Source organism: Pseudomonas sp. LBUM920 (assembly GCF_003852315.1).
Lineage (GTDB): Bacteria > Pseudomonadota > Gammaproteobacteria > Pseudomonadales > Pseudomonadaceae > Aquipseudomonas.
This window is the reverse complement of the sequence record NZ_CP027762.1, coordinates 1486021-1510097: the sequence shown is the minus strand read 5'-3', so window position 1 is coordinate 1510097 and position 24077 is coordinate 1486021. Positions and strand designations below refer to the sequence as shown.

Sequence of the window (24077 nt, the reverse complement as noted above, 5' to 3'; positions counted from 1 at the left end):
AGCCGGGGTATGGCAGGCGGAATCGCTCTTTAGACTACCGAACCTAAATGAGAGTAATTGTAATTTAGACTCGGATCACTGCCCATGTCACTGCCCACCCCGCACCGTCACACGCTGCATACCACTCTGGCACCGATGTTCGGCTTTCTTGCTGCCGGCAGCGTCGCGCCAACGGCCTGGGCCGATGCGCCCACCGCCGCGCCTGACGATTCGGTGGTGAGCCTGCCGCAAATCAAGGTCGACGGCGAAGAAACCACGTCCGCCTTCAAAGTCGACCGGGTGACCTCGGCAAAAATCAGCCAGCCGCTGCTCGACGCGCCACAAAGCGTGACCATCGTGCCGCAGCAAGTGCTTAAAGAGCAGAACGCGCAAACCCTGCAGGAAGTGTTGCGCAACGTGCCGGGCATCACCTTCATGTCCGGCGAGGGCAACCTGGGCTGGGGCGATCTGTTTTCGATTCGCGGCTTTTCGTCCGAGCAAAGCCTGACCGTCGACGGCGTGCGCGACGCCGGCATGTCCACGCGCACCGACACCTTCAACCTGCAACAGGCCGAAGTGTTCAAGGGCACCGGTTCCATTGAGTCCGGGGTTTCGGCGGTGGGCGGCAGCGTCAATCTGGTGAGTAAAGAAGCGCACTTGGGTGATGCCAACAAAGTCTCCGCAGGGATAGGCACCGACAGCTACCGGCGCCTCACTGCCGACATCAACAAGCAGTTGACCGACACCAGCGCCGTACGCATCAACCTGATGAAGCACTACAACCAGGTGGCCGACCGCGACGACGTGGACTACGACCGCTGGGGCATTGCCACCTCGTTCGGCTTCGGCCTGGGCACCGACACGCGGTTCTTCGTCGACACCTTCTATCAGAAGGACACCAACACCCCGGACGGCGGCGTGCCGATCCAGCGTGGCACCGACGGCCATCGCATGCCGGGTGTGAAACGTTCCAACGGGTACGGCGATTCGAGCCTGTATACGCAGCAAAACGAAACCACCGCGCTGACCGCACGCTTCGAACATGACTTTGACTGGAACGAAGCCAACCTGCGCAACCAGACGCGTTGGGAGCGCAGCGATAACTTCGCGGTGCTGTCCCCGGCGCGTTTTTTCGCCGCCGACGCCGATGGCAAAAAAACCTGTACCGGCACGCGCTGTGCGACGTTGGGCTACACGGGTGTAGGCCCGCTCAGCCAAGTGCCGGGCAGCACGGTAAATGCCTACACCGACTACGTGAACAACAGCAACACCGGCTACGGCATTCTGCGTGGCAGCGATTTCGGGCTGTCCAAGCGCTACACCATCCTGGATAACCAGACCGACTTCAGCTTCACGTTCAACACTGCCAGCCTGCAACACGCGGTGGTCAGCGGCCTGGAGTTCTATCACGAGACCTACGGCGGCCTGAAACGTAACGCTGAAGTGCCGGCCGGCGACATGTTCTTCAACATGAACGACCCCAGCCACAGCTTCGCCAGCACTTACGTGACCAAAGGCGAAGGCGACCCGCGCTCGGTGATCGACAACGCCGGCATTTACCTGGGCGACACCGTCACCCTCAACGAACACTGGCAAGTGCTCGGCTCGCTGCGCTACGACAACTGGCGCGCGCAAACCAGCCAGCGCGGCCAGGCCACCATCAGCAGCACCGACGGTGCGGTCAGCGGGCGCGTCGGCGCGGTGTACAAGCCGTTGCCAAACGGCAGCATCTACGTGTCCTACAGCGAGGCGGCGCAACCGTCGGCGCTGGGCGCGTCCACCAACAACCAGATCTACGGCGCGGCCAGCACCCGCAATTACAGCCCGGCCAAATCGAAAACCTATGAGATAGGCACCAAGTGGGACATTGCCCACGACCGGCTCAATGTCACGGCGGCGATCTTCCGCACCGAACTGGACAACGCCTGGGAATACCAGGACGGCGAATCCGCACCGGTGCGCGCCCTGCCCGCCAAACGCGTGGACGGCGTCGAACTCGGCCTGCAAGGCAACATCACCCCGCGCTGGACCGCCTACACCGGCTTTTCGGCGCTCAAAAGCACCCAGACCAAAGGCATCAACAAAGGCGCGCAAGCCAAGAACGTCCCCGACCTGACCGCCAACCTGTGGACCACCTACGCCGTCACCGACGCCCTGAGCCTGAGCTACGGCGAGCAATACGTGGGCCGTCGTCGCTACAGCGACAACAAGTATGTCGGCGGTTTGAACAACAACAGCAGCTACGCCAATGGCCCGTCCGGCGTCGATGCGATCTACACCCGCGACCACGAAAAAGCCCCCGGTTACTGGCTGAGTAACGTGGCGGCGCAATACAAGGTCAACAAGGACACCACGGTCAACCTCAACCTCAACAACGTGTTCAACACGTTTTATTACAGCCAGGTCGGCGCATCCCTCGACGGCTTCCAGCTCTACGGCATCCCAGGTGCAGGCCGCACCCTCACCGCCAGTGTCGATTATGAATTCTGATTTTCCCTCACCAGGAGTCCTGTCCATGTTCAAACCCCGCAACGTGCTCAAGCTCGGCGTGCTGTTCGCCGCGCTGGTACTCGGCCATGCCGAAACCGCCGCCGCCCATGAAGTTACCGACGTGCTGGGCCGCAAGGTCGAGGTAAAGGACGACGTTAAACGTGTGGTGCTCGGAGAAGGCCGCTTGATTTCGGCATTTGCCCTGCTCGACAAGGACGCGCCGTTCCAGCGCATCGTTGGCTGGCAGAACGACTTGAAGCTGCTGGACCCGCACACCTACAACGCTTATGTGGCGAAGTTTCCCTCGGTGAAAGACATCCCGTTGATCGGGCAGGCGTCGGAGCAAAGCGTCAGCGCCGAGGAAATTCTCTCGCTCAAACCCGACCTGGCGGTGTTCAGCATTTCGGGCCACGGCCCGACCGAACACAGCGCGGTGGCAGACGTGCTGGCCAAGGCCGGCATCCCGGTGGTGTTCGTCGACTTTCGCATCAACCCGGTCCAGGGCACTCACACCAGCATGAACGCGCTGGGCCAGGCCTTGGGTCGTGAACGCCAGGCCAACGCCTTCCTGGCGTTCTATGACCAGCACATCAAGGTCATCACCGATGCCGTCGCCACCTTGCCCGCTGGCCCACGCCCCAGCGTGTTCCTCGAATTGCTGGCCGGTGCCTGGCAGGCGCCAGGGCACACCACCGGCAAAAGCGGCATGGGTGAAGTGATCAAGCTGGTCGGCGGGCGCAATATCGCCGCCGACGTGGTGCCGGGTGCGCTGGGCGATATCAGCGTCGAGTACGCACTGAAAGCCGATCCGGACGTGTACGTGGCCACCGGCAACCACAAGCCGGGCTTGATCCTGGGCGCTGGCGTGAGCACTGACGAAGCACGTGAGGCGTTTGATCGCGTATTGGCGCGGCCGGAATTCGCCCATCTTCGGGCCATCCGCGAGGGCAATGCCCACGGCCTGTGGCATGACTTCTACAACTCGCCGTACAACCTGCTGGCGATCGAAGCGCTGGCCAAGTGGGTTCACCCGCAGCTGTTCGCCACGCTCGATCCGCAGACGACAATGGAGCAAATCAACCAACAGTTCCTGGGCATGCCGTTGCAGGGTGCTTATTGGGTTGACGCAAAAACCAAGTAACACCTATCGCCCTGTTGGAATGCAGTCAGTGTGGGAGCTGGCTTGCCTGCGATAGCAAAGTGTCAGTCACTGAATCAGTCGACTGATACACCGCTATTGCAGGCAAGCCAGCGCCCACATTTGGATTTTCATCGTTTGTTAACTGTGTGTGAGCCCAATGACCACTCAAACCCTTGACCTCGCCACTGCCACTCACGGCTACCGCCGCTTGCTGGCACGCCGCGCCTGGCTGCTCGCGCTGTTGGGCACGGCGCTGGTCTGCGCGATGCTGGTGGACCTGGCCAGTGGCCCCTCGGGCATGGGCCTGCTGGCGTTGCTCGATGGCATCCTGCACCCCTCGCACCTGAGCGCCACCGACCAGGTGATCATCTGGAACGTGCGCCTGCCCTATGCACTGATGGCGGTGCTGGTCGGTTGCGCGCTGTCGCTGGCCGGGGCCGAAATGCAGGCGATTTTGAACAACCCGCTGGCCAGTCCATTTACCTTGGGCGTGTCGTCGGCGGCGGCGTTGGGCGCATCACTGGTCATCGTATTTCCGGTGACCACGTTGTGGGTGTCAGCCAATACGGCGATTTCCATCTCGGCCTTTATCTTCGCGGCCGCCTCGGTATTTTTGCTGCAAGCCATGTCGCGCCTACGCGGCGCGGGCGTGGAAAGCCTGGTGTTGTTCGGCATCGCGCTGGTGTTCAGTTGCAATGCGGTCGTGGCCTTGCTGCAACTGGTCGCCACTGAAGATGTCTTGCAGCAACTGGTGTTCTGGACCTTGGGCAGCGTGACCCGGGCCAACTGGGACAAGCTCGGCATCCTCGCGCTGGTCGTGGCGGTGGTGATGCCGTTTTCCTTCGCCGCCGCACCGCGCCTGACCCTGCTGCGCATGGGCGAAGACCGCGCGCAAAGCTTTGGCGTGGACGTGAAGCGCCTGCGGTTTTTTTCATTGCTGCGTATCAGCCTGTTGTCAGCCACCGCCGTGGCGTTTGTAGGCACCATCGGTTTTATCGGCCTGGTCGGTCCGCATATCGCGCGGATTCTGGTGGGTGAAGACCAACGCTTCCTGCTGCCCGCCAGCGCCTTGACCGGCGCGTTATTGCTGGCGCTGTCGTCGATTGCCAGCAAGCTGATCATGCCGGGCGTGATCGTGCCGGTCGGCATCGTCACCGCGCTGGTGGGCGTGCCGATTTTCGTGGTGCTGGTGTTCAAGCGCGGGAGGCAGCTATGAACCTGGGCTTATCGGTGCACAACGCCAACGTCAGTTATGGCCGGCGGCACATCGTGCATGACCTGAGCTTGCCTACCCTGCCCCACGGCAGCCTGACCGCGCTGATCGGCCCGAATGGCGCGGGCAAATCCACCTTGCTGCGCGCTGTGGCCGGGTTGGAAAAGATGCAAGGCGTGGTAAGGCTCGGCGACCTGGCCCTGTCGGCCATGTCCGTGGCCGAGCGTGCGCGCCGCGTCACGTACATGCCGCAAAACCTGCCGCCGGGCCTGAGCCTCAGCGTGTTGGAAAGCGTGATCGCCGCATTGCGCGTGGCCCATGTGGAAGGCATTCCCTTGTCCAGCGAGGCCTGTTTGCGTGAAGCGTTTGAGGCGTTGCAGCGCATCGGTATCGCACACCTGGCCGATCAACTGCTAAGCACCTTGTCCGGTGGCCAACGCCAATTGGTCAGCCTCGCCCAACTCATCGCACGCCGCCCACAGGTGATGTTGCTCGACGAACCCACCAGCGCCCTCGACCTCAATTACCAGTTGAAGGTCATGGACTGCGTGCGAGGGCTGGTACGCGAACACAACCTGATCGCCGTGGTAGTGCTGCATGACATCAACCTCGCCGCGCGGTTTGCCGACCACATTGCCGTGCTGCGCCAGGGCCGCTTGTACGCCAGTGGCGTGGCGGACGAGGTGCTTGACCCGGCGCTGTTTGCCGACGTTTACGGCGTGCGGGTGCGCATTGAACGGTGCTCGCAGCAGTCGTTGCAGGTGCTGGTCGATGGGGCTGTGTAAAACGCTTCTAAGGTTAGACGCAAATGTTTGATTGAATTATTGCCCTTCGATCATCACCTATACCTGCAGGCATTCGCTCATTTGGAGAGCTTCATGATCGACCTGTATTACTGGACTACCCCTAACGGTCACAAAGTTTCACTGTTCCTGGAAGAAGCCGGTTTGCCCTACAAGGTGCACCCGATCAACATCGGCCAGGGCGACCAGTTCAAACCAGACTTCCTGAAGATTGCTCCCAACAACCGTATCCCGGCCATCGTCGACCAACGCCCGAGCGACGGCGGCGCGCCGATTTCATTGTTTGAATCCGGCGCCATCTTGCTGTACCTCGCAGAAAAAACCGGCCAGTTCCTGCCCAAAGACCTGCGCGGTCGCCAGGAGGCATTGCAGTGGCTGTTCTGGCAAATGGGCGGGCTGGGGCCAATGGCCGGGCAGAACCATCATTTCAGCCAGTTCGCACCGGAAAAAATCCCTTACGCGATCAAGCGCTACGTCGATGAAACCGCGCGCCTGTATGGCGTCCTGGACCGGCGCCTGGCGGATCGCCCGTTCGTGGCAGGCGATGACTACAGCATTGCCGATATGGCGATCTACCCGTGGATTGTTTCCCACAAGTGGCAGAGCCAGCGCCTGGAGGACTTCCCCCATGTGCAGCGATGGTTCAACAGCATCAAGGAACGGCCAGCGACGGTTCGGGCATATGAGCTGGTGCAGAAAGTGAACCCACCCAAAGCCTGATCTATGTGGGAGCTGGCTTGCCTGCGATAGCATCACCTCGGTACACATGAAAAACCGCGGTGCCTGCATCGCGGGCAAGCCCGACTCCCACATTGATCTCTATTCGTCTCAAGTTCTCGCGCTTAACCCAAACTCCTGCTTGCGTCGTTTCGCCGCGCTCACTAACGTAGCGCCTTTAATGACGCTACCCCCCGCAGGAGCTTTGCCATGGCCTCGCCAGCCCTCTCACATTTTCTTCCCCGGTTCGGCGTTGCCGCGGCAGTGGCCAGTGCATTAAGCCTGGCCGGTTGCCAGCTCCAGAGCACCCAGGACACCCTGCCACCCGTTGCCGGCGTGCAGCCGATCAAAGGCCTGGCCCAGAATGTGTCGGTACGCCGCAATGCCCAAGGCATGCCGCTGATCGAAAGCAACACCTTCCATGACGCGCTGTTCAGCCTCGGTTACGTGCACGCCAGCGACCGCATCACCCAGATGGTCACCTTGCGCCTGCTGGCCCAGGGCCGTCTGGCGGAAATGTCCGGGCCAGAAGTGCTGGATGTCGACCGCTTCATGCGCGCGGTCAACCTGAAAAAAAGCGCCGGCGAGCTGTACAACGCTTCGTCGCCGCGCCTCAAGCGCTTCTTTGAAGTGTATGCGCGGGGCGTCAACGCCTACCTGTTCCGCTACCGCGACAAGCTGCCGCCGGACCTCGCCCAGACCGGCTACAAACCCGAGTACTGGAAACCGGAGGATTCGGCGCTGTTGTTCTGCCTGTTGAATTTCAGCGAATCGAGCAACCTGCAAGAAGAGCTCTCCTCGTTGGTGCTGGCGCAGAAAGTCGGCGTCGACAAGCTCGCCTGGCTCACGCCAAGTGCGCCGGATGAGCCAATCCCGGCGGACGAGGCCGACAAGCTCAAGGGCGTGAACCTGGGCCAGATCACCGGCCTTGCGGGCCTGGAAAGTGTCGGCCAGCAGTTGAGCAGCCTCAACGCCCTGGCGGTCACCACCTCCAGCAACTGGGCCATCGGCCCACAACGCAGCCGCAGCGGCAAAAGCCTGCTGGCCAGCGACCTTGCCGCCCAGCCGCAAGCGCCGTCGCCGTGGAATTACGTGCAGATCCGTGCGCCCAAATACCAGGCAGTCGGCGCCTCGATTGCCGGTCTGCCGACCCTGTTGTCCGGCTTCAACGGCAAAGTCGCGTGGAGCATGAGCGCGGTCAAGGGCGACACCCAGGACCTGTTCCTGGAAAAGGTCAAACGCCAAGGCAACGCGTTGTACTACGAGAACAACGGCAAATGGCTGCCGGCCACCGTGCGCAACGAAACCTACTTCGCCAAAGGCCAGCGGCCACTGCGTGAAGTGGTCTACGAAACTCGCCACGGCGCCCTGCTCAACAGCAGCCAGGCGCTGACCAGCGGTTTCGGCCTGGCCCTGCAAACCGCCGACTTCAAGGACGACAAGAGCCTGGACGCGTTTTTCGACCTGTCCCGTGCGCAAAATGCCGGCAAGGCGTCGGACGCGACCCGGGAAATCCGCGCCATCGCCCTGAACATGATCTTCGCCGACGCCAGCAACATCGGCTGGCAAGTCACCGGCCGCTTCCCCAACCGCCGCGAAGGCCAGGGCTTGCTGCCGTCGCCGGGCTGGGACGCGCGCTTTGACTGGGACGGTTACGCCGACGCGATGCTGCACCCCTACGATCAGGACCCGGCCCAAGGCTGGATCGGCACCGCCAACCAGCGCACCGCGCCACGCGGCTATGGCATGCAGCTGTCCAACTCCTGGGATGCACCGGAGCGCAGCGAACGCCTGGCGCAGCTGGCCAACGCCGGCAAGCATGACAGCCGCAGCATGATCGCCATGCAGTACGACCAGACCACCCTCTTTGCCGCCAAACTCAAGACCATGTTCCAGGCGCCGGGCATGGCCCAACCGCTGAAACAGGCGATTGATGCATTACCGGCGGCTGACGCGGCCAAGGCACGCGAGGCGCTGAATCGCCTGATGGCGTTTGATGGCCGGCTGGCGCCAACGTCTGCCGACGCGGCGATCTACGAGCTGTTCCTGCAGGAAAGCACCAAGCAGATCTTCCTCGACGAACTCGGCCCGGAAAACAGCGCCAGCTGGAAAGCCTTTATCAGCAACGCCAACCTGTCCTACTCCGCCAGCGCCGACCACCTGCTGGGCCGCGAAGACAGCCCGTTCTGGGACGACGTGCGCACGGCGCAAAAAGAAGACAAACCGGCGATCCTGGCCCGCAGCCTGGCCGCCGCGATCACGGCCGGCGACAGCCAATTGGGCGGCGACCACAAGGCCTGGCAGTGGGGCAAGCTGCACACCACCACGTGGAAAAACACCAACGGCCAGGTGATTCGCGGGCCGTTCGCCAGCGGCGGCGACCACAACACCCTGAACCCGGCGCCCTACCGCTGGGGCCAGGACTTCACCACCACCCAGGTGCCGGCGCTGCGCATGATTGTCGACTTCGGCCAGATCGAACCGATGATGGGCCAGGGCGGCATTGGACAGTCCGGCAACCCGGCCAGCCCGAATTATGCGAACGGCATCGACCCGTCGCTCAAGGCGCAATACCTGAGCTTCCCGATGCAGCCGCAGAACTTTGACAAGGTGTACGGCAAGACCCGGTTGACCCTGACGCCTGGCAAGTAACCCGGTTTCTCACTGAAGAAACCGGATCAAAAATGTGGGAGCGGGCTTGCTCGCGAAGGCGGTCGATCAGTCACTCAATAGTTGGCTGAACCACCGCCTTCGCGAGCAAGCCCGCTCCCACATTGACCTTATGCATTCCGATAGAACTTCTCGCCCCACCGTCCCCTCATACCTGATAAGCCCATCGCCCCCGGCACGCCCATGGACCTTGTCATCGCCCGGCCCGAAGGCCTCTACTGCCCCGCCGGAGATTTTTATATCGACCCATGGCGGCCGGTGGAGCGCTCGGTCATCACCCACGCCCACGGCGACCACGCCCGCACCGGCAACCAGCACTACCTGGCCGCTGCGCCCGGTGAAGGCATCTTGCGCTCGCGCCTGGGCCAGGACATCAACCTGCAAACCCTGGCCTATGGCGAACAACTCGTGCACCACGGTGTGACCCTGAGTTTTCACCCTGCCGGGCACGTGCTGGGTTCAGCCCAGGTGCGGCTGGAATACCAGGGCGAAGTCTGGGTCGCCTCCGGCGACTACAAAGTCGAGCCCGACGGCACCTGCGCGCCCTTCGAACCGGTGCGTTGCCACACCTTTATTACCGAATCCACGTTCGGCCTGCCGATCTACCGCTGGCAGCCTCAGGCGCAGATCTTCGCCGGTATCAATGACTGGTGGCAGGCCAACATCGCCGCCGGCAAGGCCAGCGTGTTGTTCTGTTATTCGTTCGGCAAGGCCCAGCGCATCCTGCATGGCATCGACGCCAGCATTGGCCCGATCCTCAGCCATGGCGCGGTCGAGCCCTTGAACCGGGTGTACCGCGAAGCCGGCATCTACATCCCCGAAACCCTTTATGCCGGCGACTTCAAAAAGACCGACCCGTTGCTGCGCCAAGCGCTGATCATCGCCCCGCCGTCCGCAGGCGGAAGCAGTTGGATCAAGCGTTTCGGCGACTACAGCGACGCGTTCGCCAGCGGCTGGATGCGCCTGCGCGGTACGCGGCGGCGCCGCGGGGTGGACCGCGGCTTTGTGCTCTCGGACCACGCCGATTGGCCGGGGCTGTTGTGGGCCATCGAGCAAACCGGCGCCGAGCGGGTGATGGTCACCCACGGTTCCGTGGGCGTTCTGGTGCGTCACCTGCGGGAAAAAGGCCTGGATGCCCAGGGCTTCACCACCGAATACGGCGATGACGAAGAGGAGGCCAGCGCATGAAAGCCTTCGCCGAGTTGTACGCCAACCTCGACGCCACCACGTCCAGCAATGCCAAGCTCGCCGCGTTGCAGGCGTATTTTCGCCAAGCCCCGCCCGACGATGCAGCGTGGGCGGTGTACTTCCTGTCCGGCGGGCGACCTCGGCAACTGGTGCCCACCCGTTTACTGCGCGACATGGCCACTCAAGCCTCGGGCATCGAGCCATGGCTGTTCGAAGAGAGCTACCAATCGGTCGGCGATTTGGCCGAGACCATTTCCCTGCTGTTACCCGAATCCACCTACACCTCGCAAGATGGCCTGGCGGTGTGGCTCGAAGAAAAGCTGCTGCCCCTGCGTGGTTTGCCGCCTCTGGAACTCGCCGAACGCCTGCCCGCGCTGTGGGCCCAACTGGATCAGCCGAGCCTGATGGTCTGCATCAAGTTGATCACCGGCAGCTTTCGCGTCGGCGTGTCCAAACTGCTGGTCACCCGCGCCCTCGCCGCGATGGCCGACCTCGACAGCAAGCGCGTGGCGCAACGCCTGGTGGGCTACACCGACCTGTCCAATCGCCCTACGCCTGAAGGCTACCTCAAGCTGATCGCTGCCGAATCGTCCGACGAACACGCGCAACGCGGCGGGCAACCGTATCCGTTTTTTCTGGCCCATGGGTTGTCGCAGCCGGTGGAGCAGTTCGACGCCCTGCTCGGCTCCCCCGCCGACTGGCAGGTGGAATGGAAGTGGGACGGCATACGCGCGCAGCTGGTCAAGCGTGAAGGCCGGCTGTGGGTCTGGTCGCGGGGCGAGGAGCTGGTCACCGAGCGTTTTCCCGAACTGCACAGCCTGGTCAGCGGCTTGCCGGATGGCACGGTGATCGACGGCGAAATCGTGGTGTGGAAGGACGCGGTGCAACCTTTCGCCCTGCTGCAACAGCGGATCGGCCGCAAGACCCTGAGCAAGAAGGTGCTTGAGGATGCTCCGGTCGCCGTCCTCGCCTACGACCTGCTGGAGTTTGAGGGCGAAGATTGGCGCAATCACACCCAGGCCGAACGCCGCACCCAACTCGAGCAGGTGATTGCTCAGTGCAACCAGCCTGTGCTGCTGCCATCGCCTTCGCTGACGGGGACCTCTTGGGCAGACCTCGCGCACCAACGCGAGGCGTCGCGCCAGTTGGGCGTGGAAGGCATGATGCTCAAGGCCAAGGACGGCCTGTACGGCGTGGGCCGCACCAAGGACATGGGCGTGTGGTGGAAATGGAAAGTCGACCCGTTCAGCGTCGACGCGGTGTTGATCTACGCCCAACGTGGCCATGGTCGTCGCGCCAGCCTGTATAGCGACTACACCTTTGCAGTGTGGGATGGCCCGCCCGGCACCGAACGCACGCTGGTACCGTTTGCCAAAGCCTATTCCGGCCTGACCGACGAGGAAATGCGCAAGGTCGACGCGATTGTGCGCAAAACCACGGTGGAGAAATTCGGGCCGGTCAGCAGCGTGACGCCGAGCATGGTGTTTGAGCTGGGCTTTGAGGGCATTGCCCTGTCCAAGCGCCACAAGAGCGGGATTGCGGTGCGGTTTCCCAGAATGTTGCGGTGGCGCCAGGATAAGGCGGTGGACGAGGCAGACAACCTGGCCACGCTGCAGGACCTGCTGACCTGAAATAGGTCCTCTTGTGGGAGCGGGCTTGCTCGCGAATACGGTGGGCCAGTGACAGATGAATTGACTGACCCGCTGCATTCGCGAGCAAGCCCGCGCCAACGTTTTAATTCGCGTCAAGATCCAAAATGGTGCACTGAAAAATCAATGCCCATTTTCGGGCATCTCCTACACTCTCAACTCCCTTATCCCACCTTTTAAAACAGTCATTCGGAACTATGGTGCAGAAATTGCTACTTGTGATCCGTCTGACACCGTTCAGTAACAGTCCTAAACGCGCCACAAGCGCTTATCTTGGTTTCCAGGGATTACATAATGAAAAAAGCATTGCTGACCCTTTCTGCACTGGCTCTGTGCATGGCTGCTGGTGTTGCCACAGCCAAGGAATACAAGGAATTGCGTTTTGGTGTCGATCCTTCCTACGCGCCATTCGAATCCAAGGCCGCTGACGGCAGCCTGGTAGGCTTCGATATCGACCTGGGCAATGCGATCTGCGCCGAGCTGAAGGTCAAGTGCAAGTGGGTTGAAAGTGACTTCGACGGCATGATTCCGGGCCTCAACGCCAACAAGTTCGACGGCGTGATTTCCTCGATGACCGTGACCGAAGCCCGTGAAAAGGCGATCGACTTCTCTAACGAGCTGTTCTCCGGCCCGACGTCCCTGGTGTTCAAAAAGGGCGCGAACTTCTCCACGCCTGAGTCCCTCAAGGGCAAAACCGTGGGCTACGAGCAAGGCACCATCCAGGAAGCCTACGCCAAGGCGGTGCTGGACAAAGCCGGTGTGACCACCAAGGCCTACGCCAACCAGGACCAGGTGTATGCCGACCTGACGTCCGGTCGTCTCGACGCCTCGGTGCAAGACATGCTGCAAGCCGAACTGGGCTTTTTGAAGTCGCCGGCAGGCGCTGACTACGAAGTCAGCAAGGCCATCGACGACCCATTGCTGCCATCCAAAACGGCGGTCGGTATCAAAAAAGGTAACAAAGACCTCAAGGCCTTGCTCGATAAAGGTATCAAAGCGTTACACGATGATGGCACCTACGCCACCATCCAGAAGAAACACTTCGGCGATCTGAACCTGTACAGCGGTAAATAACACCCTGGCGCCCACCTGTTTCAGGTGGGCGCTTTTTTATCGCCATAGGTCCTGAATTCATGTTTGAAGATCTTTTACAAACCCTGGGGCTGAGTGCCTTCAGTTTGAAGGGGTTCGGCCCGCTGTTGCTGCAAGGTACGTGGATGACGGTGAAACTGTCGGTCGCCTCCCTGGCCGTCAGCGTCCTGCTCGGCTTGCTCGGCGCCAGCGCTAAACTGTCCAGCGTCAGCCTGATCCGCGTCCCCGCCCAGCTCTACACCACCTTGATTCGCGGCGTGCCCGACCTGGTGCTGATGTTGCTGATTTTCTACAGCTTGCAAATCTGGCTGACCGGTTTTACCGACTTCATGGAATGGGACTACATCGAGATCGACCCATTCAGCGCCGGGGTTATCACCCTGGGCTTCATCTACGGTGCCTACTTCACCGAGACCTTTCGCGGTGCGATCCTCGCCGTGCCGCGGGGCCAGCTGGAAGCGGCGACCGCGTACGGGCTCACGCGCGGGCAGCGGTTTCGCTTCGTGACCTTCCCGCAGATGATGCGCTTTGCCCTGCCAGGCATCGGCAACAACTGGATGGTGATGCTCAAGGCCACGGCGCTGGTGTCGATCATCGGCCTGGCGGATCTGGTCAAGGCCGCTCAAGACGCCGGCAAGAGCACCTACCAACTGTTTTACTTCCTGGTCATCGCCGCGTTGATCTACCTGCTGATCACCAGCGCGTCCAATGTCGTCCTGCGCTGGCTTGAGCGCCGCTACTCCGCTGGGTCCCGGGAGGCCGTGCGATGATCGAACTTCTGCAGCAATACTGGCGGCCCTTCCTTTATAGCGACGGCCAGCACATCACCGGGCTGGCAATGACCCTGTGGCTGCTCAGCGCGGCGCTGGTGATTGGCTTTGTGGTGTCGATCCCGCTGTCCATCGCCCGCGTGTCGCGCAAACGCTACATCCGCTGGCCGGTGCAGTTTTACACGTACCTGTTTCGTGGCACGCCGCTCTATATCCAGCTGCTGATCTGCTACACCGGGATCTACAGCATTGCGGCCGTACGGGCGCAACCGGTGCTGGATGCGTTCTTTCGGGATGCGATGAACTGCACCATCCTCGCCTTCGCCCTGAACACCTGCGCCTACACCACCGAGATTTTCGCCGGGGCAATCCGTAGCATGGCGCATGGTGAAGTCGAGGCGGCCAAGGCTTACGGCCTCACAGGCTGGAAGCTGTATGCCTACGTCATCATGCCGTCGGCCCTACGCCGCTCGCTGCCTTACTACAGCAACGAAGTGATCCTGATGCTGCACTCGACCACCGTGGCGTTCACCGCGACGGTGCCGGACATTCTCAAGGTGGCCCGGGACGCCAACTCGGCCACGTACATGACCTTTCAATCATTCGGCATCGCTGCGCTGATCTACCTGACCGTGACCTTTGCGCTGGTCGGGCTGTTTCGTCTGGCGGAGCGCCGCTGGCTGGCCTTTCTCGGGCCGAGCCATTAAGGAGTTGTCATGCGTCATCAGGTACATGATCTGATCGCGCCGGTGCCAGGCACGGCGCGGCAGATTCACAGTTTCCACTTCGGCCCGGAACAGGCTGAAGGCAAGGTCTACATCCAGTCATCGCTGCATGCCGACGAACTGCCGGGCATGCTGGTGGCCTGGCACCTCAAGGCCCGCCTGGCCGAGTTGGCGGCGGCCGGTAGGCTGCGCAGCGAAATCGTGTTGGTGCCGATTGCCAACCCGGTGGGCCTGGAGCAAGTGTTGATGGATATTCCGCTGGGCCGCTACGAGCTGGAAAGCGGACAGAATTTCAACCGCCGGTTTGTCGACCTCAGTGAAGAGGTCGGTAACCAGGTCGAGTATTTGCTGGGAGATGACGCGCAGCACAACGCCCGATTGATCCGTGCCGCACTGTCCACTGCCCTCGCCCGGCAAGCGGCCGACACCCAGTTGCAATCCCAACGCCTGGTGCTGCAACGCCTGGCCTGCGAGGCCGACATGGTGCTCGACCTGCATTGCGACTTCGAAGCCGTGGCGCACCTGTACACCACGCCCGAGGCCTGGCCGCAGGTGGAGCCGCTGGCACGCTACATCGGCTCGGAAGCCAATTTGCTTGCCACCGATTCCGGCGGGCAGTCCTTCGATGAGTGTTTCACCCTGGTGTGGTGGCAGTTGCAGCAACGCTTCGGCGAGCGCTTCCCGATTCCCATGGGCAGCTTTTCGGTGACCGTCGAGCTGCGCGGCCAGGGCGACGTCAACCATGGCCTGGCCCGCCTCGACTGCCAGGCGATCATCGATTATCTGATCCACTTCGGCGCGATTGAAGGCACCGCCGCGCCATTGCCTGCCTTGCCCTACCCGGCCACCCCACTGGCGGGCGTCGAGCCTGTGACCACGCCCGTTGGCGGTTTGCTGGTATTTTGCGCCCTGCCGGGTGAATACCTGGAAGCCGGGCAATTGATCGCCGAAATCATCGACCCGCTTACTGACCGCGTAACGCCCGTGCACTGTAAAAACGCCGGCCTGCTTTACGCCCGTTCGCTGCGGCGCATGGCCACTGCCGGCATGGTGATCAGCCATGTCGCAGGCCATGAAGCCTACCGCAGCGGCTACCTACTTTCGCCTTGAGGATGCACGCCCCATGTACAAATTGACCGTTGAAGGCCTGCATAAAAGCTATGGCGACAATGAAGTGCTCAAAGGTGTCTCGCTCAAGGCCAAGACCGGTGATGTGATCAGTTTGATCGGCGCCAGCGGTTCGGGCAAAAGCACCTTTTTGCGCTGCATCAACTTTCTGGAAACCCCCAACGACGGCGCGATGACCCTCGACGGCCAGCAAATCCGCATGGTCAGTGACCGCCACGGCATGCGCGTGGCCGACGACGCCGAGCTGCAACGCCTGCGCACGCGGCTGGCGATGGTGTTCCAGCATTTCAACCTGTGGAGCCACATGAGCGTGCTGGAAAACATCACCATGGCCCCGCGCCGGGTGCTGGGTTGCAGCAAGAAGGACGCCGAAGACCGCGCCCGTCGCTACCTGGACAAGGTGGGCTTGCCGGCGCGCGTGGCCGATCAATACCCGGCGTTCCTGTCGGGTGGCCAACAGCAACGCGTGGCCATCGCCCGCGCCCTGGCCATGGAGCCGGAGGTGATGCTGTTCGACGAGCCGACCTCGGCCCTCGACCCGGAGCTGGTCGGTGAAGTATTGAAGGTGATCCAGGGGCTGGCCGAGGAAGGCCGCACCATGATCATGGTCACCCACGAGATGAGCTTTGCGCGCAAGGTGTCGAGCCAGGTGTTGTTCCTGCACAAGGGCCTGGTGGAAGAGCAAGGTGCGCCTGCGGATGTGCTGGGCAATCCGAAGAGCGAGCGCCTGCAGCAGTTTTTGAGCGGCAATTTGAAGTAAACCTTTGCGGCGCCTGGAGGGTCTCTGAATGAGAGCCTCCAGAGCGTCAGCCCACCCATGGCAAAACCCCTCGACTTCGCAAAACACTGGTTTGCCGCCAAGGGCTGGAAACCGTTCGCCTTTCAGAAAGAGGTATGGGCGGCGGTCAAGCAGGGTCAGTCAGGCTTGCTGCATGCCAGCACCGGCGCGGGTAAAACCTATGCACTGTGGTTTGCCGCCCTTAATCGCTTCGCCATCACTCGCCCGCCCGCCACCGGCAAACGCAAACCGCCGGCTGAGCCGCTGACCGTGCTGTGGATTACACCCATGCGCGCATTGGCCGCCGACACTGCACGCGCCCTTGAAGCGCCACTGGAGGTCTTGCAGATTCCGTGGAGCATCGGCCTGCGCACCGGCGATACCAGCAGCAGCGAACGCGCCCGCCAAACCCGCCGCCAGCCCACCGCGCTGGTTACCACGCCGGAAAGTCTTACGTTGATGCTGGCGCGTGCCGACAGTGAATCGAGCCTGGCGCACCTGCGCATGGTCATCGTGGATGAATGGCATGAACTGATCGGCAACAAGCGTGGTGTGCAGCTGCAACTGGCGCTGGCGCGCTTGCGGCGGTGGCATCCGGAACTGATGGTGTGGGGAATTTCGGCGACGTTGGGTAATCAGGCTCACGCACTGGAGGTTTTGGTCCCACAAGGTGGCGGGATCAACGTGCAGGGGCAAACGGCCAAAACGCTGCAGGTCGATACCTTGTTGCCGCCCACCACTGAGCGCTTTCCCTGGGCCGGGCATATTGGTTTGAAGATGTTGCCGCAAGTCGTCGCCGAAGTTGATTCCAGCAGCAGTTGCCTGGTGTTTACCAACACACGGGCGCAGTCGGAGATCTGGTACCAGGCGTTGCTCGATGCGCGCCCGGATTGGGCGGGAGTGATCGCGCTGCACCATGGCTCACTCTCGCGCGAAACGCGCGACTGGGTGGAGCGAGCCTTGAAAGACGGCCAGCTCAAGGCGGTGGTGTGCACCTCCAGCCTGGACCTGGGGGTGGATTTTCTGCCGGTGGAGCGCGTGCTGCAAATCGGCTCGGCCAAAGGCGTGGCGCGCCTGATGCAGCGCGCCGGACGCTCCGGCCACGCGCCAGGGCGGCCGTCCCGGGTGACGCTGGTGCCGACCCACAGCCTGGAACTGGTGGAAGCGGCGGCCGCCCAAGACGCGATCGCCCAACGGCGCATCGAAGCCCGTGAATCGCCTTACAAGCCGCTGGACGTGCTCGTACAGCATTTGGTGAGCATGGCGCTGGGCGGAGGCTTTACGCCTGATGCGCTGCTGGCGGAAGTGCGCGGTGCCTGGGCTTACCGTGACCTCACGCAAGCCGACTGGGCCTGGGCGCTGGGGTTTGTGCGCCATGGCGGATTGTCGCTGACGGCTTACCCGGATTACCGCCGCGTGGAGCCCGACGAGCACGGCGTGTGGCGCGTGCCGGATGCACGCCTGGCGCGGCGCCATCGCATGAGTGTAGGCACCATCGTCAGTGACGCGAGTATCCAGCTGAAATTCTGGAGCAAGGGCGGCGGCGGCAAGAACCTGGGCAGTGTCGAGGAAGGCTTTATCGCACGGCTCAAACCCGGTGATGGTTTCCTGTTTGCCGGGCGTTTGCTGGAGCTGGTGCGCGTGGAAAACATGACGGCTTACGTGCGTCGCAGCACCGCGAAAAGAGCCGCCGTGCCGCGTTGGAATGGCGGGCGCATGCCGCTTTCCAACGAACTGGCGCAGGCGGTGGTCGAACGGTTTGATGCGGCGGCGCACGGGCATTTCGACGGCCCGGAAATGCAGGCGGTGCAACCCTTGCTGCAAACCCAGTTGCGCTGGTCGGGCCTGCCGACTCGCACGCATTTGCTGGCCGAAGCCCTGAAGTCGCGGGAAGGATGGCACGTGTTTCTTTACCCCTTCGCCGGACGCCAAGTGCATCTGGGCCTGGCCAGCCTGCTGGCGTGGCGGGTCAGCCAACAGCAGCCGGTGACCTTTTCAATCGCGGTGAATGATTACGGGCTGGAGCTGTTGAGTGCCACGCCGGTGGATTGGCCATTACTGCTGAACGAAGCGTTATTGAGTCCGCAAAATTTGCTGACCGACGTCATAGCCAGCTTGAATGCCGGGGAATTGGCCCTTAGACGTTTTCGCGAGATCGCGCGCATCGCCGGGCTGGTGTTCGCGGGTTACCCCGGGGCGCCAAAAAGCACGCGGCAGGTTCAGGCCTCCAGCGGGTTGTTTTTTGAAGTGTTCAAGCAATATGACCCGCAGAACCTGCTGCTGACCCAGGCCGGGGAAGAAGTCCTGCGTGACGAGTTGGATATTCGTCGGCTGGAACAGACATTGCGCCATCTGGCCGCGCTGAAACTGGACTTGCACCTGATCGAACGGGCTACACCGCTGGCCTTCCCACTGCTGGTTGAGCGGATGCGCGAGAGCATGAGTTCGGAGAAACTCTCGGAGCGCATTGCACGGATGGTCAAAGACCTGGAAAAAGTCGCTGATAACGGGAAACGCTGATGCATTGTTCGGTAATGCTTGAGGGAGAAGAGCTGTGGTTGCTGGCGGAAAAGGCCGTGTACTGGCCCTCGCGTCGGTGTTTGCTGATTGCCGACGTGCATTTTGGCAAGGCCTCCGCCTACCGCAGCCTTGGGCAACCCGTGCCCCAAGGCACCACGACTGAAAACCTGCAACGCCTGGACCGGCTGTTATCGGCCTTGCCGTGCGAGCAGGTGATCTTTCTCGGTGACTTCCTGCACGGCCCCGGCTCTCACGCCAGCGGCACCCTGAGCGCCTTGAGAGCGTGGCGTGAGCACAATCGCGACCTTGGCCTGACGCTGATTCGTGGCAATCACGACAAACGCGCAGGCGACCCACCGGCCGACTTGGGCATCGAGGTGGTGCCGGAGCCTTTGCTGATGGGGCCGTTCGCCCTGCAACACGAACCAGACGCGCATGCCAGCCACCATGTGCTGGCGGGGCATGTGCACCCGGTCTATCGACTGCGCGGCAGGGGCCGCCAGAGCTTGCGCCTGCCGTGCTTTCAGTTCGGGTCGCGGATCAGCCTGTTGCCGGCGTTCGGCGCCTTTACCGGGGGTTATTCAGTGGAGCAGCGCGACGATCAGCAGATCTTTGTGATCGGCGATGAGGACGTATGGCCGGTGCGCTGAACAACCGGCCATGTCTATTGCCCTGAACGATCAGGCGACAGGCGCGGGTGGCGGCTCATCCGGCAGCGTCGGTTCACCAGGCTCGGTGGGCGGTTGCGGCCAATCTTGATCAGGTTGACCAGGGATGCCGCCTGCATACGCAGGGTCGGCCATCAGGGACCAGGCCAGAACACCAATCTGGTTGGGTTCAAGCCGGGCGAGTTCGGCGCTGATTCGCGGGTCGATCTTCATAAAGTACTCCTCAAGCGTGGCTCGGCGCGTTTTGCACGCACCGAGGCAGTACACCCAATAGAGTCACTTCCCGCAGACTAATTCCCTTAACGTGTAAGACCTTTCGATCAAGCGCGTGGGAGTGTGACGCCACGCTGGCCCTGATACTTGCCGGCGCGGTCCTTGTAGGACACTTCACAGGCCTCATCGGACTGCAGGAACAGCATCTGTGCCACGCCTTCATTGGCGTAGATCTTCGCCGGCAACGTGGTGGTGTTAGAGAACTCCAGGGTCACGTGACCTTCCCACTCGGGCTCAAGCGGCGTCACGTTGACGATGATGCCGCAGCGCGCGTAGGTGCTTTTGCCCAAGCAAATGGTCAGCACGTCACGCGGGATACGGAAAAACTCCACGGTGCGCGCCAGGGCGAAGGAGTTTGGCGGGATGATGCACACGTCGCTCTTGACGTCGACGAAGCTCTTTTCGTCGAAATTCTTCGGGTCGACGATCGCCGAGTTGATATTGGTGAACACCTTGAATTCGTCGGCGCAACGCACGTCGTAGCCATAGCTGGAAACACCGTACGAAATCACCGGAGCGTCGCCTGCGCCACGGATCTGGCGTTCAACGAACGGTTCGATCATGCCGTGCTCTTGCGCCATGCGGCGAATCCACTTGTCCGATTTGATGCTCATGGCGGGTGTCCTGAATAGCGAGGTGGAAAAATTCTGTTGGGCATCTTACCGGGGCCGGCTTCGGGGTTCAAAGGGCGCGGGGCTTTTCTTGATGAATGCGCCGGCTGCTGCAAGCCGCAGCCAACGGGGCCGGGGCTCATAGTGCGGTCCGTTGTGACTGTAAATACCACCGCCAGTCACGAAAATAGAGAAACCTTCGGAAATACCATTGGCACGTTCCGGAAAAAGGGTTAAGGTGGCGCCACTGTGCTGCTTGTGTCACTGAGAATCTCTACACGATATGTTGAATTTCGATCCAACCATCTCCAAGAATTTTTCCTGCTCTTTGCACTCAGTCTCGGCCAGGGCTTTTCCTGAGTCGCAGTTAACTTTGTCCAAGGAGATACACCATGTCTAATCGCCAAACTGGTACCGTTAAGTGGTTCAACGATGAAAAAGGCTTCGGCTTCATCACTCCACAATCCGGTGACGACCTGTTCGTTCACTTCAAAGCTATCCAATCCGACGGCTTCAAAAGCCTGAAAGAAGGCCAACAGGTTTCTTTCATCGCTACCCGCGGTCAGAAAGGCATGCAAGCTGAAGAAGTTCAAGTTATCTAACTTGTACTGACTTAGTCGAAAAAACCCCGCCCTCAAAAGCGGGGTTTTTTTATGCCTGGGATTTGGCGCAACGCCACCGGAATCCCGGACACAAAAAAATGTGGGAGCCTACTTATGTGGGAGCTGGCTTGCCTGCGATGCTAACGCCTCGGTGTATCAGTTACACCGAGACGATGCTATCGCTGGCAAGCCGGCTCCCACACAAGCCTGCTCCCACAGTTCATACAGCGTTGTTACTGGAACAACGACTCACTCGACAAGCCATTCTTCTCAAGGATCTCACGCAAGCGCTTGAGGCCCTCTACCTGGATCTGCCGCACCCGCTCACGGGTCAAACCGATCTCCAGGCCTACGTCCTCCAGGGTACTGCTCTCATGGCCGCGCAGGCCGAAGCGGCGAATCACCACTTCACGCTGCTTGTCCGTGAGCTCAGACAGCCACTGGTCAATGCTTTGGGAAAGATCATCGTCCTGCAACAGTTCGCAAGGATCCGTCGGACGATCATCCGTCAGGGTGTCCAGCAGGGTTTTATCCGAATCCGGACCCAGCGAGACATCGACCGAAGACACGCGCTCGTTCAGGCCGAGCATGCGCTTAACCTCGCCAACCGGCTTTTCCAGCAGGTTGGCGATTTCTTCAGGCGAAGGTTCATGATCGAGTTTTTGTGTCAGCTCACGCGCCGCCCGCAGGTAGACGTTGAGCTCCTTGACCACATGGATCGGCAACCGGATCGTACGGGTTTGATTCATGATCGCCCGTTCGATGGTCTGACGAATCCACCAGGTGGCATAGGTCGAAAAGCGGAAGCCCCGCTCAGGGTCAAACTTCTCCACCGCCCGGATCAAGCCCAGGTTGCCCTCCTCGATCAGGTCCAGCAGCGACAGCCCACGATTGACGTAGCGTCGGGCGATTTTCACCACCAGGCGCAAGTTACTTTCAATCATGCGTTTGCGCCCAGCCGGATCGCCTTTTTGCGACAAGCGCGCAAAATGGACTTCTTCTTCGGGAGTGAGCAGAGGGGAAAAGCCGATTTCATTGAGGTACAGCTGCGTTGCGTCGAGCGCCCGCGTGTAGTCAATGTACTTGTGTTGCTTTAACGCGGTGGAGTTCTTGGATTTGGTGCGAACTGAAGGTGTAGCAGACCCTTCATCATTCGACATCGATTCCTTTTCGGTGAGTATCTCCATTTCAAGGAGAACCTCATCGTCGATGTCAAACTCCGGCGCTTCTTTACTGAGAGCCATTGTTATAGTCCTTTGGTGAGTTCGACCTCAAGCTCAAGCGACGCCTCTATCCTTGGCAACGCTGGAGCCTGTTCCTTCTACGTGAGGGAACAGGCTGTGCAACACATCAACGACGGGGTAGGAATTGCAGCGGATCTACAGGTTTCCCTTGGCGGCGAATCTCAAAGTGCAGTTTCACCCGGTCTGTACCAGTTGACCCCATTTCGGCAATTGTCTGTCCGACTTTGACTTGCTGCCCCTCCCGAACCAACAGCCTGCGGTTGTGACCGTAAGCACTGACGTAGGTATCGCTGTGTTTGATGATGACCAGTTCGCCGTAGCCCCGCAAACCACTCCCGGCGTACACCACTGTCCCATCAGACGCAGCTAAAACAGGCTGTCCCAAATCCCCGGCGATATCAATGCCTTTATTCAAACTACCGTTTGAAGAGAATTTTCCAATCAACACCCCGTTTGAAGGCCATCCCCAACCGGTCGGAGCAGGCCCTGCAGGCGGCAGAGGCGCAGGCGCTGGTTTGCTCGCAACCGTAGGCGCGGCGGTGCCTGCAGGCCGGGTGATGATCGTGGTTTTGCTCGAAGACGACGGCGAAGATCCGGAATTTGTCACAACTGTCGTAGGCGTTGAACCGGTGCGTCCATCGAAACGAATGGTCTGACCTGGATGTATCGTGTATGGCACAGGAATATTGTTACGAGCTGCGAGCGCCTTGTAATCCCAACCGTAACGGAAGGCGATCGAGAACATCGTGTCCCCCTTTCGCACTACATACTGACCGGTGGTGACCGTCGGTTTTTGCGGCACTGCATTATTGCGGTCAACCACCCGCGCACCGCTGGATGGCGTGCTCGAACAGGCCGCCAATAAGGAACTCAAGACAAGGCCAAGCACCAGTCGCTGAAAGCTTGTTTTACTCATACGCTGCGCAGGACCTGTGAGACTCACCCGCCGCTCCCTTTGTGGTGGCTGAACATGAACGCCTGTATCAGGCTTGAAATATGACGCAAGTATAACTGGGCATTGGATTTTTACCGGCACACGACTGAAACGAAAAATTCATCATGTTTAAACCCGGTTTCCCGTCATGTTGACTCTATGAGCCCCGCTGTAAGACACATCCCCACCCACAGAATTCACTGTTTGCGAATAAATGATCAGGCCAGCGGGCCATTGAGCAAGGGTACAAAGCGCACGGCGCCCAGTACATGCCGGGAAAAGCCTTCGTCTTCCCGGATAATGAGCATCAATTGTTGCACTTCGCCGGAACCCACCGGGATAACCAATCGCCCGCCAGGTGCCAGTTGATCCAGCAAGGCCTGCGGTACATCGGTTGCAACGGCGGTAACGATGATGCCGTTATACGGCGCCAGCGCCGGCCAGCCTTCCCAGCCATCGCCCCAGCGAAACACCACGTTACGCAGGTTGAGCTCCACCAGGCGCTCCTTGGCGCGGTCCTGCAGGACCTTGATGCGCTCCACCGAGAACACCCGCTCCACCAGTTGCGACAGCACGGCGGTCTGGTAACCCGAACCGGTGCCGATCTCCAGCACTTTGTCCAACGGCCCCGCCGCCAGCAACAGCTCACTCATGCGCGCGACCATATAAGGCTGCGAAATGGTCTGGTTGTGGCCGATGGGCAACGCGGTGTCTTCATAGGCCCGATGCGCCAGGGCTTCGTCGACAAACAGGTGGCGTGGTGTGCGCCGGATGACTTCCAGCACCTGGGCGTTCGACAGCCCTTCTTCGTACAGGCGCTGGATCAAACGCTCGCGCGTACGCTGCGAGGTCATCCCGATGCCACGGCGCAGCAGGTCGTCT

At 61.0% G+C, this 24077-nt stretch carries 21 protein-coding genes; 16 read left to right on the top strand and 5 right to left on the bottom strand.

Translation table 11 applies throughout. The features are described 5' to 3' along the window. The first annotated feature begins 84 nt into the window (after positions 1–84). The 15 genes from C4J83_RS06815 (at position 85) to pdeM (ending at position 19513) form a co-directional block, all read left to right on the top strand. Positions 85–2469, top strand: a complete 2385-nt coding sequence (locus tag C4J83_RS06815) for a TonB-dependent receptor (protein WP_124416626.1) — start codon at positions 85–87, stop codon at positions 2467–2469. A gap of 25 nt (positions 2470–2494) precedes the next feature. Beyond that, the gene (locus C4J83_RS06810) at positions 2495–3610 is read left to right on the top strand and encodes an ABC transporter substrate-binding protein (protein ID WP_119738793.1); all 1116 of its coding nucleotides are present in this window, start codon (positions 2495–2497) and stop codon (positions 3608–3610) included. A 157-nt stretch (positions 3611–3767) separates the two neighbouring features. Continuing rightward, positions 3768–4826, top strand: coding sequence for a FecCD family ABC transporter permease (locus tag C4J83_RS06805; protein ID WP_124416625.1), 1059 nt, complete (start codon positions 3768–3770; stop codon positions 4824–4826). Continuing rightward, positions 4823–5608, top strand: coding sequence for an ABC transporter ATP-binding protein (locus tag C4J83_RS06800; protein ID WP_124416624.1), 786 nt, complete (start codon positions 4823–4825; stop codon positions 5606–5608). Before C4J83_RS06805 ends, C4J83_RS06800 begins: the two co-directional genes overlap by 4 nt. Positions 5609–5701: 93 nt before the next feature. Next, positions 5702–6346 (top strand): glutathione S-transferase N-terminal domain-containing protein, encoded by a 645-nt coding sequence (locus C4J83_RS06795; protein ID WP_106577135.1) that lies wholly within the window; start codon positions 5702–5704, stop codon positions 6344–6346. Between the two features lie 207 nt (positions 6347–6553). Then, on the top strand, positions 6554–8995 hold the full coding sequence (locus C4J83_RS06790; protein WP_124416623.1) for a penicillin acylase family protein: 2442 nt from the start codon (positions 6554–6556) through the stop codon (positions 8993–8995). A gap of 201 nt (positions 8996–9196) precedes the next feature. Beyond that, positions 9197–10201: a ligase-associated DNA damage response exonuclease gene (locus tag C4J83_RS06785; protein ID WP_106577137.1), complete on the top strand. Its 1005-nt coding sequence runs from the start codon at positions 9197–9199 to the stop codon at positions 10199–10201. Further along, complete coding sequence (locus C4J83_RS06780; protein WP_119738785.1) at positions 10198–11832, top strand: ATP-dependent DNA ligase; 1635 nt, start codon at positions 10198–10200, stop codon at positions 11830–11832. The genes C4J83_RS06785 and C4J83_RS06780 overlap by 4 nt, the downstream gene beginning before the upstream one ends. A gap of 312 nt (positions 11833–12144) precedes the next feature. Further along, entirely contained in the window at positions 12145–12924 is a 780-nt protein-coding gene (locus C4J83_RS06775; protein WP_106577139.1) for a transporter substrate-binding domain-containing protein, read from the top strand. A gap of 59 nt (positions 12925–12983) precedes the next feature. Then, positions 12984–13712: an ABC transporter permease gene (locus C4J83_RS06770; protein WP_106577140.1), complete on the top strand. Its 729-nt coding sequence runs from the start codon at positions 12984–12986 to the stop codon at positions 13710–13712. Next, the gene (locus C4J83_RS06765; RefSeq protein WP_106577141.1) at positions 13709–14419 is read left to right on the top strand and encodes an ABC transporter permease; all 711 of its coding nucleotides are present in this window, start codon (positions 13709–13711) and stop codon (positions 14417–14419) included. Before C4J83_RS06770 ends, C4J83_RS06765 begins: the two co-directional genes overlap by 4 nt. Before the next feature lie 9 nt (positions 14420–14428). Beyond that, positions 14429–15547, top strand: a complete 1119-nt coding sequence (locus C4J83_RS06760) for a succinylglutamate desuccinylase/aspartoacylase family protein (protein WP_106577142.1) — start codon at positions 14429–14431, stop codon at positions 15545–15547. A 13-nt stretch (positions 15548–15560) separates the two neighbouring features. Next, positions 15561–16325 carry an ABC transporter ATP-binding protein gene (locus C4J83_RS06755; RefSeq protein WP_106577143.1) on the top strand — a complete coding sequence of 255 codons (765 nt, stop codon included), beginning with the start codon at positions 15561–15563 and terminating at the stop codon, positions 16323–16325. A gap of 57 nt (positions 16326–16382) precedes the next feature. Continuing rightward, positions 16383–18863 carry a ligase-associated DNA damage response DEXH box helicase gene (locus C4J83_RS06750; RefSeq protein WP_124416622.1) on the top strand — a complete coding sequence of 827 codons (2481 nt, stop codon included), beginning with the start codon at positions 16383–16385 and terminating at the stop codon, positions 18861–18863. Beyond that, complete coding sequence (gene pdeM / locus C4J83_RS06745; RefSeq protein ID WP_124416621.1) at positions 18863–19513, top strand: ligase-associated DNA damage response endonuclease PdeM; 651 nt, start codon at positions 18863–18865, stop codon at positions 19511–19513. Before C4J83_RS06750 ends, pdeM begins: the two co-directional genes overlap by 1 nt. A gap of 30 nt (positions 19514–19543) precedes the next feature. Here pdeM and C4J83_RS06740 read toward each other — a convergent pair whose 3' ends face one another. Both C4J83_RS06740 and dcd read right to left on the bottom strand, forming a co-directional pair. Beyond that, on the bottom strand, positions 19544–19744 hold the full coding sequence (locus tag C4J83_RS06740) for a hypothetical protein (protein ID WP_106577146.1): 201 nt from the start codon (positions 19742–19744) through the stop codon (positions 19544–19546). A gap of 107 nt (positions 19745–19851) precedes the next feature. Next, a complete protein-coding gene (gene dcd / locus C4J83_RS06735; protein ID WP_106577147.1) occupies positions 19852–20418 on the bottom strand; it encodes a dCTP deaminase in 567 nt (188 codons plus the stop codon). Positions 20419–20807: 389 nt separating this feature from the next. Here dcd and C4J83_RS06730 point away from each other — a divergent pair, with 389 nt between their 5' ends. Then, the gene (locus C4J83_RS06730) at positions 20808–21017 is read left to right on the top strand and encodes a cold-shock protein (RefSeq protein WP_002554837.1); all 210 of its coding nucleotides are present in this window, start codon (positions 20808–20810) and stop codon (positions 21015–21017) included. A gap of 233 nt (positions 21018–21250) precedes the next feature. On the opposite strand, the gene rpoS is transcribed toward C4J83_RS06730, so the two are convergent. The 3 genes from rpoS to C4J83_RS06710 all read right to left on the bottom strand — a co-directional run bounded on the left by rpoS (position 21251) and on the right by C4J83_RS06710 (position 24049). Further along, positions 21251–22261 (bottom strand): RNA polymerase sigma factor RpoS, encoded by a 1011-nt coding sequence (gene rpoS, locus C4J83_RS06720; RefSeq protein ID WP_016974430.1) that lies wholly within the window; start codon positions 22259–22261, stop codon positions 21251–21253. 106 nt (positions 22262–22367) lie between these two features. After that, positions 22368–23204 carry a peptidoglycan DD-metalloendopeptidase family protein gene (locus C4J83_RS06715; protein WP_106577148.1) on the bottom strand — a complete coding sequence of 279 codons (837 nt, stop codon included), beginning with the start codon at positions 23202–23204 and terminating at the stop codon, positions 22368–22370. A 209-nt stretch (positions 23205–23413) separates the two neighbouring features. Further along, the gene (locus tag C4J83_RS06710; protein WP_169850588.1) at positions 23414–24049 is read right to left on the bottom strand and encodes a protein-L-isoaspartate(D-aspartate) O-methyltransferase; all 636 of its coding nucleotides are present in this window, start codon (positions 24047–24049) and stop codon (positions 23414–23416) included. Between the last annotated feature and the right edge of the window lie 28 nt (positions 24050–24077).